The following is a 12543-nucleotide window of genomic DNA, read 5'->3' as shown; positions in this document are numbered from 1 at the left end:
CGCATCACGCGAGAGAGCACGCCTCACGATGGGGTCAGTACGCGCCGCGTCCGCGATGGAAGCCGGCGTCGAAGCCGCGCTCGTACGCGTGCTGCGCGAAGCGCGCGAACCGGCGGTGCGGGTGGCCGTGACCGCCGCGCGGGGCGAACTCGTCGTTCTCGACGCGCTCGCGGTGTACGAACTCGTGGCCGCGGCGACCGTGGCGCGGGGAGAACTCGCCGTCGCCGTGTCCGCGGTGGCCGTCGCGGTGCGGGCCGAACGCGCGGTGTCCGCGGCATCCGTGCTCGGAGCCGTTCCGGGGATCCGGCTCGAAGCCGTGCCCGGAGAAGCCGTGCGCACGGTGGGGGCCGAAGCCGCGTCCGCCGAAGCGATGGCGTCCGTGGTGGCCGTGGGCCCGGGGCTTGCGCGGGAGCGGGGTGTGCTCGTCCCAGCCGAGTGCGCGTGAGATCTGCTCGAGGGTCGCGATGGTGGTCGCGTAGTCCTCGGGGGCGACGGCGTCGCTGATCGTGGCGCGGATGCCGTCGACGACGGTGCTGAGGCGCTCCTTGGCGGCGCGTCCGTCCTCGGTGAGGGTCCAGCCCTCGTCCGAGGGAGCGATCCAGCCGAGCTCGATGAGGCGGCCGAGCTTGCGCTTGTCGAGAGGGCGCTCAGGCGCGGAGCCGTCGATGACGTTGAGCAGTCGCCATTCGCGGCGGGTGATGCCCTCGGCCTCGAAGGCGCGCGCGAACTCCGCGGCCAGGAGGCGGTCGGCGGCCTTGAGCCAGTATCCGATCGGGCGTTCGTGGTTCTGTTCGTTCTGCGTTTCCATAGGGAGATTCCTTTGCTTGTAACTGTGCATGTATATGTAGTGTGACATGCAAGCGAGAAGCATGTCAAGTCGCATGTAAAATCGAAACGTGAGCACACCGGATCCCGCCGACGACATCGCGGAGGCCCTCGCGCGCCTCCGCGGGCGCCGCCCGCACGCACGAGGCCACGGCGGACCGCACGGGCCGCACGGCGGGCACGGGCACCCGGGTCCGCCCTGGATGGCCGGACCCGGCGGGCGGTTCGGTGCGCCGGCCTGGATGCGGATGCTGGAGGCTCTGGCCGCGGCATCCGCGCCGCTGAGCGTCAGCGAACTCGGCGAGGCCGTCGGCGTCGATCAGCCGCGGGCGTCACGCCTCGTGCAGCAGGGCGTCGAGCGCGGCTTCGTGCGTCGCGAGGCCGATCCCGAGGATGCGCGGCGCACGCGCATCGCGCTCACGGATGCCGGGTCCCGCATCGCCCGGGGCGCGAAGGGCGAACGGCGTGAGGCGCTGTCCCGCGCGCTCGAATCCTTCACCGCCGACGAGCGCAACGAGCTGGCGCGGCTGCTGAACAAGCTCGCGGATCACTGGCGGGTGTGAGGGGCGCGGGCGTGCCGAACTCCTGCAGTTCGTGACGCGGCCCGCGGAATCCCCGGGGCAGGCGTGACGACTGCGCCGAAAGTGCAGGAGTTCGAAACGCCGATCTCAGCCTTCGCCGGACGTCGAGTCCCATCCGTCAGGACTGCGCCGCGACCTGTTCTACGCGCACCGTGACGATCTGGCCGGTCATGGTTCCCGCCAGCACCTGCAGACTCACTCGGGCGACGTTCTCTGGGTCGAGGAGCGTGCCGGGGGGTTCTTCGCCGAACGCCTGCTCGCGCATTGGTGTTCTGGTCCGCTGGGGGTTGATGCAATTGATCCGCACGCCGTCGGCGGCCCACTCTTCCGCTAGCGCTTGGGTCAGATTCACGACGGCCGCTTTGCTCGCGGAATAGACGCCATAATTCGCACGTCCGCGCGTGTGCGAACTCGAGGTGAAGAGCAGCACCTGGCCGCCCGTCCTCCTGAGATATTTGTGCGCAGAGCGGGAAACGATAACGGGGGCGAGGAAGTTCGTCTCGATTCCCGTCTCGATCTGCTTCACCTTGGTCTGGGTGAGGGGACCCATCTGCAGGATCCCCGCTGACATGACCACCGCGTCGATGGAACCGACCTGTTCGTAGACTTCCTTCAGAGCCTTCTTGACCTTCACGCGCGATCGGACGTCGGTGCCGGTTGTCGAACGGCTGAACTCGTAGACTTCGGCTCCTGCTTCGCGCGCCATGTCTACGATGCTCTTGCCGATGCCGTAGCTACCACCGAACACGACGACGACTTTGCCTGTAAGGTCGGGTAGCTCTCCGTCCGCGCTCAGGCTCTCGGACTGCAACTGGAACAGTTTGTCCGCGATGTGCACATCGATGGGCTCGGTGACCTTCATGTTCTCCGCCGTGCCGTCCACAACGTAGATGGGCGTTTCCGGGAGGTATGTGAAGACGACGCCGCAGTCGTCGGTAGCGTGAAAGGTCTTGTCCTGGTTCGCCTTCTCGTATGCAGCGCGGATTGTTCCGAGTCTGAATGCCTGAGGGGTCTGACCGCGGCGCAGCTTCGAACGGTCCGGCATCGCGCTGATATGCGACGCGGCATCCACTTGGATGATCGTGTCGGCAGAAGGGATCGCAGTGTCCACCGCGTCGTAATGGTCGAGCGCTTCGACGCAGTCTACGAGGATGCGATCGTTCACGAACGGACGCACCGCATCGTGGAAGAGCACCTTTGTGTCAGGGTCATCGCCGAGTAGGTCAAGAGCCGCTTGCGTCGAGTCGTTCCGACTGTCGCCGCCGGGAATGATGCGTGTGAGCTTCGGGAACCGCGCCGGGTCCTTTAAACCCTCGAGCTGATCGATCGCCCCGGCGTTCATCACGATGATGATCTCGTCGATGACCGGGCTGGCGTTGACCACCTCGAGCGTGTGCTCCACGATCGCCTTGCCCGCGATCTTGATGAGTTGCTTCGGGATGCCGAGACCGACGCGAACGCCGATCCCTCCGGCGAGGAGTACGGCAACAGTGCGGGTCGTCATGGGATTCCAATCTACCGAAGGTCGCGCGTGCGTCGGGTGTCGCCGGCTACGGTCAGCGAGGGAGCAGGTCGGTCAATGACTCGGCGATCCAGGGGCCGAGCGATGCCGAGTAGGTGTCCGAGAGATGTGAGGCGTCGAAGTACACGGAAGCGCCCCCCGCAGCGAAGTAGCACTCGTCGGCGGTGCAGAACGCGCCGTGGGTCCGGATGAACGAGTACTCGTCGTCGAGTCCGGCTTCCGTCAGAGCCTTGTCCAGCCGATCGTTGAGGGCGCGTGACGATGAGTTGGTGCAGGCGTCGCCGGTGGCGAGGCATTCGGGACCGTTGACTCTGTGTCCCTCGTCGTCACCTGTCAGTGGCACGTCCTCTAGGAGCGCGACAGGTACGCCGGCGTCGCGCACCGTCCGGACGCTGTCGCCGAACGCTTCGGACAGATCTACGTCGAAGTGATAGTTGGTCGTCATGTTCGCCAGCACGACCAGATCGGCCTTCGGGACGAGTTCCTTCGCCACCCATCCGTTGCGCTCCGCGCAGGCCTCGCGCTCCGAGGGGGCAATGTCGCGTCCGACAGTGGCGATGGGAGCCGTCAACGTCGACGGGCACCCGTGGCGTGTCGCCACGACTGCACGGAACCCGTCCTGCTTGCCCGCCTCATCGAGGGCCGGCCCCCAAGCCGCGGCGTGGGAGTCGCCCCACAGCAGCACGGTCTTCGCCCCCGAGGGATCGCCATAGTCGCAGACGACGGTTGAGGAGTCTTCGAGTCCGTTGATGCAGCGGTCGAGCCACGGGCGAGGCTTGTCCTCGGCCGCTGCGGCCGCCACCGAGGGGGTCACGGTGTGATCGTCCGCGCAGTCGGCGAGCATCGATCCTCCGGCGTCGCAGCGGTTCGGTGATTCCTTCGCGTTCTGCATCGCCGCCACGGATGCCTGGATCTGCGATTCCGCATGCGCCGACGCCGCGGCGGACGGAACCACGACAACCAGGAGCGCGACGGTGCCCGCCACGAAGGTCTGGATGGTCTTGGAATTGAACCGTCGGGAGCGGAACGGAGTCTCGATGAACCGATAACTGAGCCATCCCAGGAAGACGGACGCGATCAGGATCACCAGCTTCTCGGGCCACTTGAGCGAATGGCCGATGACGATCGGAATGAAGACGATGAGCGGCCAATGCCAGAGATAGAGCGAGTAGGAGATGTCGCCGAGGAACTGCACCGGCTTGGTGCGGACGACGCGATCGAACGAGCTCTTGGGAGGGTTCGGTCCGCCGAGCAGGATCAGGCAGGCACCGAGGGTCGGGATGATCGCGGTGACTCCCGGGTAGGGCGTGGCGCCGGTGATCATGAGAGCCCCGGCGGCGATGAGAGCCACGCCTGTCCATGGCAGCGCTCTTCGAGCCCGCTCGGAGGAGATCGTGAAGAAGCTGATCAGGGCGCCGGAGGCTAGCTGCCAGGCGCGAGCAGGGGTGAGGAAGTAGGCCGCCTCCGGCGTCACGAACGTCGCGATGAGGGCGAACGCCAGAGACGCGCCGAGGGCGATGCTGATCGCTATGACGAGCCCGCGTCGTCGCAACCGGAGAGCGGCAAGAACAATGAACAACAGCGGCCATACGATGTAGAACTGTTCTTCGACGGACAGGGACCAGTAGTGCTGCACAGCCGAGGGTGTGGCGTCGGCGGCGAGGTAGTCGACGGACTGTTCGGCCAGATGCCAGTTCTCCACGAAGAACGTTGAGGCGAGGATGTTGCCGATGCTGTCCTGCCAAGCGCTGAGAGGCCTGAATACGATGGTCCCGGCCAGAACTGCGATAAGGACGGTCACGGCGGCCGGTGCCAGCCTCCGGATTCGGCGAGCGTAGAAGTCGACGAGGAATCGGCCCGGAGCACCGCGTCCGAGTCCTCGGATGATGTGCGAGGTGATCAGGAATCCGGAGACGACGAAGAACACGTCCACCCCGATGAATCCACCTGGTAGGCGTTTCGGCCATAGGTGATACAAGAGCACTGCGACGACGGCGATCGCCCGTACCGCTTGAATGTCGTACCGGAATCCGTCCTGGTCGGCTCCGTTGGATACGACGGTCCTTCTCGCCGGAGCCGCGGTCCGTGGCGCGGTGGAAGTGCTCTCAACCAAAGAAGTCGTCCTTATGGGCATGTCCGCATGCCCAGGCATGACATACGCGAACCGTCGTCAAGTTTGCAGGACAGTTTACGTCCTCGTCTCACTGTCCCCGGGAGACTGATGCACAGGAAGCTGTCGTCTTCATGGAAGGCGCACTGCGGGATTTCGATGACCGGCCCTGATCCGGTTGACTGGGGGACGACCTCACCTCGCTACATCGAAGGGCAGACCACATGCGCATCCTCGTCCGTGGCGGGAAACCGCCGCATGTCTCCGTGAGTCCCGAAGCATCCCTGGCGCGCTGGGGGTGGGGTATCTTCGGCGCGAATGTCGGCAACACGCTCTTCCTCCAGTCGGTCTACCGGGCGGTGAATGTCCCGTCGGCTGATGTGACCGTCGATTCCCTGTACGTCGAGCAGACCAAGTCTCCCGCGGAGATCGCCGCGGAGATTAATGAGCGGTTCGACATGTATGTCCTTCCCCTGGCGAACGCGTTCCGGGAGAACTTCGAGCGCTCCCTCACTCGACTCACCGAGGTCATCGAGAAGCTCACGATTCCCGTGGTCGTCCCCGGCGTCGGAGGACAGTCCGGAATCGGCGACGCGATGGGCGGCGTCGACGCCGCCACAAAGTCGTTCGTGGCGGCGGTGCTCGATCGATCCGCGTCCATCGGCGTGCGCGGAGAGCGCACGGCCGAATACCTGCGGGCCCTGGGTTTCCCGGAGAATGCGATCGACATTATCGGCTGCCCGAGCATGTTCGACAATGACGGCGACGTCGTCGTGGAGAAGCGGGTTGAGCGTCTGAGCCGCGATTCTGCGATCGCTATCAACGTCTCTCCCGCCGAGGGCGCCCACGAGTTCGTTGACTGGCACGTGGAGCGGTACGAGCGCCTGACCTACGTGCCGCAAGAGCACACGGAGCTCGCCATGCTGCTCTGGGGTGCCAGCGCACCCGCGCCATCGCGGTGGCTGCCCACGCAGGAGTTCCATCCGCTCTACACGGACGACAAGATCAGGTTCTTCCTGGATCCGACGACTTGGCATGGCTTCATGCGGACGCAGGACTTCTGCATCGGGATGCGGATTCACGGGACGGTCGCTGCTCTGGCAGCCGGCACACCCGGCGTGCTGCTGGCTCATGACTCGAGGACGCTGGAACTCGCGGAGTACCACCGGATCCCCTATCGGTCGATCGGTCCGGATTCTTCTGTGGTCGATGCTGCACAAGCGTACGCAGCTGTGGACTTCACGGAGCTCAATTCGTTCCGTCACGAGGCAAGGGAGCGTTACCTGTCCTTCCTGCGGCGCAACGACGTGCAGACGATCCACGACCCCGGTCAGGAGAACCCGGCCTACCAGCGAGAACTCCTCCAGGCGGGCTTTCCCGCGGGGATCAACGCGATCGCATCAACGATGTCTCCGACGGAGCGCGACCTGCTTCGTAAGTTGAACTGGCTTCGTCAGGGCGCCAGCGTCGATGCCGGCAGGTGGGTCGGCGGATACATGCCCAAGTGGAAGCCTAAGGCGCGCTGATCAGGCGTCGCCGTTTGGGCCGAAGACCTGTTCGACAAGTCGCTCTGTTGCATGACCGTCCTCGAGCGGCATGAAGCGCTGGATGAACTCGCACCTCGCGGCGTCGTACTGCTCCTTCAACCCGGTCAGATCACGGAGATGGGCGATGATTTCGTTGGTTCCGCCCACCCAGGGGCCCGGCGCGGTTTCCTCGTAGGGAACCATGGGATCGCGGTTTGACAGGTACTGCTCGCGATCAGGATTGAGGAAGATCATCGGCTTCCCCGTCAGCGCGTAATCGAAGCGAAGCGACGAGTAGTCCAGGATCGCGGCATCCGATGCGAGGATCAGGTCGTTCACATCCGGATACTCGGTGACGTCTATCGAAGACGTGCCTTTGAACGCCTGAGATGAGGCGCGAGTATTCATCACATGGCCACGCGTGAGCACTACGTACTGATCGCCGAGGGCATGCGAGATGCGGTCAGCATCCAGCAGTTCCAGCGCGGTGGCGGAGAACTCCGATACAGCCAGGTAGTCGCGGTACGTGGGTGCGTACAGCACAGCCGTCTGATCCGAGCGGATGCCGAGGCGCTGACGGATGTTCTCTCGAAGGCCGGCGGGTGGGTTGACGAGGACATCGTTCCGGGGATATCCGAGTTCGAGGAACCGCCCGTCCCACTCGGTTTTCTCCGGCAGAAACTCGCCCAAGAGCGGAGTTGCGTAAGGCGCTGGCGAAAGCAGATAGTCCCACTCCAGCGCTCGTTTGTAGAACGAGTCGATCCGAGCCCGAGAGAGTCCGGTCTTCGCCCAGTGCCGGCGTCCCGCGAGCTTGAACGGATATCCGTGGAACGTCTGGACCAGCACCTGACCCTGCTTCTTCTGGAACCAGTCCGGCTGGTGGACGTTGACCATCACGTACTTGGATGAAGCGAAGGCGTCCCAATACTCGGCCGACCCCTCCAGCACCGGTCTTGCCCCCTGGGGCACGGCGACCTCGGACGACTTCACCGCCCACAGAAGGTCGAGGTCCGCGCCATCGCGGCGCAGGTGCTCATGCACTGCCTTCGCGGTGTCGTTCGCAGCGTCCCCATAGAGGTTCCGGAACAGGACCGCGCGCCGATTCGCGGCGCCCTTGGCCAGGTAGGTCCGACGGAGCTCGTTCCGATGGAACGCACCGCGCTCGTCGGCGGCCAGGGGCGGGCTCACTTCGATGGTCACGCCGCTGCCGTCACCATGGAGGTAGTACCGGCCGTTGTCCGTCGAAGCGAGCCAAGGGTCTGGCTCCACCTGTCGCCGGGGACGCTCCGCGACAATAGGGCGTCCATCGACGGTGGACATCGTCACGCGGTACCGGCCGACGCGCCAAGGGGTGTTCGACGCCTCTCCCCAGCGCTGAATCATTTCGGGGAAGCGGAGTTCGAACCCATCGCGGGTGGACACCACGTCGGCCGACACGGTGAACTCGCCGCGCTGGGCAGAGGCCGCGGCGGGAACGTGAATACCCGTGAACGGCAGCACCAATCTGCCATCACGCACGTGCAGTCCGTCGGCCCGAACGCTCATGCCGTTGTCGCGAACCATAGCGGCGGCAGCGGGAAGCGTCATCGCATGTCGTTCGCCATCTCCCTCCGTCATGGTGAAGATGCGGGCGCCGAGACGGTGAACCACGATGGGCTCATTAGAGAGGAACCCGTCGGCGTCGGAGGTGGAGGCACTCTCCGCGGCGAGAACTGCGTGGCGGCGACCCGAGGAGTCGATCGCCGCAAGGCGCCAGGTGCGGCTGCTCATGAGCGCAGCGGGCGCCGTGGCCCGTCGGGCAATTATGGGGAGCAGTGCGTTCCCGGTCGCGGCATCGATGCTTGCCCTCGCCAGAATGTCTCCCTCGGAGCGGCCGCCATTGACGACGAGGGCGACCTCGGGGAGAGCGGTCTTGATCCGGACCTTGATCGACCTGCCCTCAGCGGAGGCCCCGATCAGCCGCGCAGCCCAGTGCACGCGCCTGACGGTTGCGAACCCGGTGTCATCGGCATGGAGGTCCCACGTCGCCTCTTCATCGACTGCCGAGAAGCGCCGTGGCGCGACAGGGGATCCCAGATGCAGCATGCGCGTGCGGGTGACGCCGTCGACGGTCAGGTCGATCTGGACTCCGTACCCGGCCGTGACGCGGGGGAGCGCGGACAGAGGGAGCGTGACGCCGTAGAACTGCTTCGACGCATTGACATTGGGCGTGCTGAAACGGTTGGCCTCGTCCTCTGTGGGCGTCGCGGGGTGAACGTCGAGCGGGATCCGAATCGGCAGGCGTTCGCCGATGAGCGCCGCGGAGACGGTGGTGCGATCGGGGTCAGCGGCGACGTTCGTGATGCCGGTCCACATGCGAAGTTCGAGCTGATCCGGCGATGGCCACGTCGCCGTGATGATTGCAGAACGGAGCCGCGTGTCGTGGCGGCTGCGGATGAACGAGGTCGGCGCGATCGGCAGGCTCTCGTCACCACGGAATGGGAGATCGGCGAACACCGTGCCATCGACGATGATGGATGGCCACGCGTCTTCGTTTCGACCGCGCAGGCGGACGAAGTCGATGGCTTCTTCTCGCCGATCGGCGAGTATGAGGTCATACATGACTCGGTTGCGCGCTGAGATCTCCTGCCAATCGATGTCCTGCGCCTGGTCGACCAGGTACCTCAGCGCCGCTCGGAACGCATCCCATGCTTCGTCGTCGAAATCCGCCAGGCCCGGAAGTGGATGCGCGTAGTCATTCGCGAGAAGCTGCCTGACGCGGAGGTTCCGTGCGTCCCTGTGCTCGGCGCCCGCGAGCGCTTCCAGAGACTGACGTGCGGCGAGGTGATGATCGCGTACATTGCGTGCGGACGTGTACTGCTGGGAGATCGAACTACGGTCTCCTCTAATGCGCCAGAGCACACCAGTCTTGGACAGGATGTCGAACTTCTTTGCCAAGGCGTAGGCGCGTGTGGAAACGGCCTGGTCCTCGTATAGGACCCCTGTCGGGAAGGAAAAAGCGCTCTGCTCCCAGAAGCTGCGGCGGTAGATCTTGCTCCACGCGGTCATATTCACGAGGATCTCGGGATGTTCTGCGAGCGTGGTGCCGATGCGGTCGCGCTCGTGCGCCTGGTAGATCCAGTGGCCCGCAGGGCGAACGTCAGTGCCGGCGAGTCGATCGTAGGGCGCCACCGCGAAGTCCGATCCTGAGCGATCGAGGCTCTCGATGGCGGAAGTGAATGCCCACGGCGTCACCTTGTCATCGCTGTCGAAGAACATCAGATACTCGCCACGGGCATGACGAGCGCCTTCGTTGCGTGCCGCGCCCAATCCGGCATTCTTCTGGCGGATGACTCGTATCACGGGATTGCGCCACTTGATCGAGTTGACAATCCGGATGCTGTTGTCAGGCGATTCGTCGTCGACGACGATGATCTCGAGCTTGCGATAGTCCTGGTCCAACAAGGATCTGATCGCGCCGCGAACGTACTTCTCGACGCCGTGTACCGGAACAACAATGCTGAGCAGACCGCGTTGGGCAGCCGGGACATGTAGCCGGAGACCCAAAGATCGGGCGCTCCACACGGCCCATCGTCTTGCGATCCGTCCCGCCGAAGCAATCAGGCGGCGCGGCTGGCGCGGGGAGACAGGTGGCGTATGCGCGGAGCTGGATCTATTGGACATGGAGTTTCGTTTCACGGATCGCGTTGACGATGAGCTCGGCGATTGCCTGCCCTGGCGGTGATGCAGAACGTGCGGCGATGAACGATTGGATTCGACCTGTAACCGCGGATTCGCCCGCGCCAGCCCGCACCTGCTCCTCGATCTCCTCGATCGAGCGCGCGAGCGGCAGCCCCAGATCCTCGGGATACTTCGCGTAGAAGTCGCGCCTCACCGAGTACTGGTCGAGATCCGGAGCAAGCAGGTACGAGGGCACTCCCGCGACCGCTGCCTCGAACACCGCCGACGAATAGTCGGTGATGAAGATGTCCGCGACGAGCAGCATCTCCTGGGTCGACATTCCCGGCGCGGTCAGCAGATCCGGATGCTGTGGGGTCGGCACGAGCGGATGGAGCTTGGTGACCGTGACGTACCCGGCGTCCTTCAGCGCGGCCGTCAGCTCCACCGGATCGGTCGTCGGCAGCGCCCCCTCGGTGCGGAAGGTCGGCGCGAACAGCGCGATCCGGCGACCCGTCAGATGCGGGTACAGGAAATCGAAAGCGGCCCGTGCCCTGGCCTTTTCTGCGGGATCGCGCAGGCGGTCGACCCGGGGCAGCGGAGCCACGACGACCTTCGACACGTCGACTCCGAATGCTTCGGCGAACGGCGCCCGGCACCGCTCGGCGCTCGCGATCACGACGTCGTATCCGGCGTGCATGCGCATGGCCCTCGCGAGCCGCGGATCGCGCCCGCCCGCCTGACCCAGGATGCTGAGGCCGAACTTCTTCAGGGCACCGAGCGCATGCCACACCTGGACGATCCTGAGGCCGTCCGAGTGCCGGGTCGCCGACGCGATGATCGAGTAACCGTCGACGATGAGCACGCGAGACGTCTCCGCGTGGTACATCTCCGTGATCAGGTGCAGCGCGTATCCGAACTTGCGCAGGATGCCGGGCGGCACCATTCGAGCCACGAGCACGACCTCGGTCGACGGGTCCTCCCGGAGGATCGCCTGCTTGAGCAGCACGAAGTCGGACGGCGGACGCGCGCTCTGCCGCGTCAGCATCGTGACCTTGTTCCGGCGCGGGAGCGGCCACATCACGAGACTCACGAGGGTCAGGGCGAGGCGCGCGGCGTAGGCGGCGACGATGTCGAGTCGGAGCACCCGGACGAGGCGAGCGATCATGCCGGAACCTCGGCGAGCTGATCGGCGATGCGCGCACTGGAGCGGCCGTCGAGCGCGCCGCAGAACTCCGCGAGGAAGGCGTCCAGACGAGCCGGCGGGACCTCGGCGCCCGAGATCGCGTTCGCCAGGTCTGCGGCGTCGGTCACGACAGGACCGACGGCGTACTCCTCGAAGGGGCGGTAGAACGAGCGCGCGGCGGTGTACTCGGCGAGATCGGGCACGTAGAACACGATGGGCCGGCGCAGCAGCGCGTATTCGAAGATCGCGGAGGAGTAGTCCGTGACGAGGACGTCCGCAGCCATGAGCACGTCGTTCATGTCCGCGACGGCCGCGGCGTCCACGATCCCGGCCGGCAGGGCGCCCCGTGCCACGAACGGGTGCTGGCGGACGCCGATCCGCCAACCTTCGCCCAGGGCGGCGGCGATGCCGGCCCAGTCGGCCTCGGGGGCGGCCTCGGCGCTGCGCTGCCCATTGCCGCGGAACGTCGGGGCGTACACGACGAAGCGCTCCCCGTCCGCGACGCCCAGGGCCGCGCGCGTGCGCGCACGTGCGGCGCTGGCCGCGTCGTCGTCGAAGAACACGTCCGACCGCGGCATCCCCCAGGCATGGACCCGCTCACGAGGGATGCCGAACGCCTCGGCGTACTCGCCGATGATGCCCTCGCTGCTGACGATGGCGTCGGTGTAGTTGCGGTGGATCTCGCTGCCGGGCGTGGGACCGCCGGGGAGGCCCGCCCGGCTGTGCCCGACCTGCTTGAAAGCGCCGGCGGCATGCCAGATCTGCACGAGCCGCGCCCCGCGCCGGATCCGGAACCGGTAGATCAGCGGATAGAAGTCGTCCAGCACGATGACGCTGCTCGTGGCGATCAGGTACGGCAGACGCACGGCATCCCGGATCGATCGTCGCGACGCCAGGCTCGGCTTGAAGACGCCGATGATCTCGGCATCCGGATGCCGGGACGCGAGCGCGTCCCGCAGGTACGCCATGTTGCCCGTGAAGCCGACGTGCGAATCGGACAGGAACAGGAAGCGGCCCGCCGTGATCGGCCGCAGGAGTCGCCAGATCGCGTAGGGGATCAGATAGGGAAGGAACCGGAGTGCGCGCAGCGTCCGGCTCCCTCGCAGCCGCTGTCGCACGAAGAATTCACCTGTTGT

8 protein-coding genes are annotated in these 12543 nt (G+C 65.7%); 2 read left to right on the top strand and 6 right to left on the bottom strand.

Annotation, left to right across the window (positions count from 1 at the left end):
* Positions 1–34: 34 nt before the first annotated feature.
* Positions 35–808, bottom strand: a complete 774-nt coding sequence (locus KYX17_RS17755) for a hypothetical protein (protein WP_243228292.1) — start codon at positions 806–808, stop codon at positions 35–37.
* An 88-nt stretch (positions 809–896) separates the two neighbouring features.
* Here KYX17_RS17755 and KYX17_RS31845 point away from each other — a divergent pair, with 88 nt between their 5' ends.
* Complete coding sequence (locus tag KYX17_RS31845; RefSeq protein WP_243228291.1) at positions 897–1388, top strand: MarR family winged helix-turn-helix transcriptional regulator; 492 nt, start codon at positions 897–899, stop codon at positions 1386–1388.
* 136 nt (positions 1389–1524) lie between these two features.
* Here KYX17_RS31845 and KYX17_RS17745 read toward each other — a convergent pair whose 3' ends face one another.
* Together KYX17_RS17745 and KYX17_RS17740 are read right to left on the bottom strand one after the other, a co-directional pair.
* Positions 1525–2910 carry a bifunctional cytidylyltransferase/SDR family oxidoreductase gene (locus tag KYX17_RS17745; protein ID WP_243228290.1) on the bottom strand — a complete coding sequence of 462 codons (1386 nt, stop codon included), beginning with the start codon at positions 2908–2910 and terminating at the stop codon, positions 1525–1527.
* 52 nt (positions 2911–2962) lie between these two features.
* Complete coding sequence (locus KYX17_RS17740; RefSeq protein ID WP_243228289.1) at positions 2963–5062, bottom strand: acyltransferase family protein; 2100 nt, start codon at positions 5060–5062, stop codon at positions 2963–2965.
* Positions 5063–5262: 200 nt separating this feature from the next.
* On the opposite strand from KYX17_RS17740, the gene KYX17_RS17735 reads away from it, so the two are divergent.
* The gene (locus KYX17_RS17735; protein ID WP_243228288.1) at positions 5263–6564 is read left to right on the top strand and encodes a polysaccharide pyruvyl transferase family protein; all 1302 of its coding nucleotides are present in this window, start codon (positions 5263–5265) and stop codon (positions 6562–6564) included.
* Here the strand turns inward: KYX17_RS17735 and KYX17_RS17730 are convergent, their stop codons facing one another.
* Genes KYX17_RS17730 through KYX17_RS17720 form a run of 3 tightly spaced genes read right to left on the bottom strand, consistent with a single transcriptional unit; the run spans position 6565 to position 12525 of the window.
* Positions 6565–10227, bottom strand: a complete 3663-nt coding sequence (locus KYX17_RS17730; protein WP_243228287.1) for a CDP-glycerol glycerophosphotransferase family protein — start codon at positions 10225–10227, stop codon at positions 6565–6567. It abuts the gene before it with no gap.
* Positions 10217–11389, bottom strand: coding sequence for a CDP-glycerol glycerophosphotransferase family protein (locus tag KYX17_RS17725; RefSeq protein ID WP_243228286.1), 1173 nt, complete (start codon positions 11387–11389; stop codon positions 10217–10219). The genes KYX17_RS17730 and KYX17_RS17725 overlap by 11 nt, the downstream gene beginning before the upstream one ends.
* Positions 11386–12525, bottom strand: a complete 1140-nt coding sequence (locus KYX17_RS17720; protein ID WP_243228285.1) for a CDP-glycerol glycerophosphotransferase family protein — start codon at positions 12523–12525, stop codon at positions 11386–11388. The genes KYX17_RS17725 and KYX17_RS17720 overlap by 4 nt, the downstream gene beginning before the upstream one ends.
* Between the last annotated feature and the right edge of the window lie 18 nt (positions 12526–12543).

The sequence above is a fragment of the Microbacterium sp. CIAB417 genome (genome assembly GCF_022788845.1).
Note: the sequence above shows the minus strand (reverse complement) of the source record. Positions and strands in the feature narration are given on the sequence as shown.

Excerpts from the sequence above, each read along its gene's own strand:
- KYX17_RS17755 (WP_243228292.1), bottom strand. The coding sequence starts at position 808 with ATGGAAACGCAGAACGAACAGAACCACGAACGCCCGATCGGATACTGG.
- KYX17_RS17745 (WP_243228290.1), bottom strand. The coding sequence starts at position 2,910 with ATGACGACCCGCACTGTTGCCGTACTCCTCGCCGGAGGGATCGGCGTT.
- KYX17_RS17740 (WP_243228289.1), bottom strand. The coding sequence starts at position 5,062 with ATGCCCATAAGGACGACTTCTTTGGTTGAGAGCACTTCCACCGCGCCA.
- KYX17_RS17735 (WP_243228288.1), top strand. The coding sequence starts at position 5,263 with ATGCGCATCCTCGTCCGTGGCGGGAAACCGCCGCATGTCTCCGTGAGT.
- KYX17_RS17730 (WP_243228287.1), bottom strand. The coding sequence starts at position 10,227 with ATGTCCAATAGATCCAGCTCCGCGCATACGCCACCTGTCTCCCCGCGC.
- KYX17_RS17725 (WP_243228286.1), bottom strand. The coding sequence starts at position 11,389 with ATGATCGCTCGCCTCGTCCGGGTGCTCCGACTCGACATCGTCGCCGCC.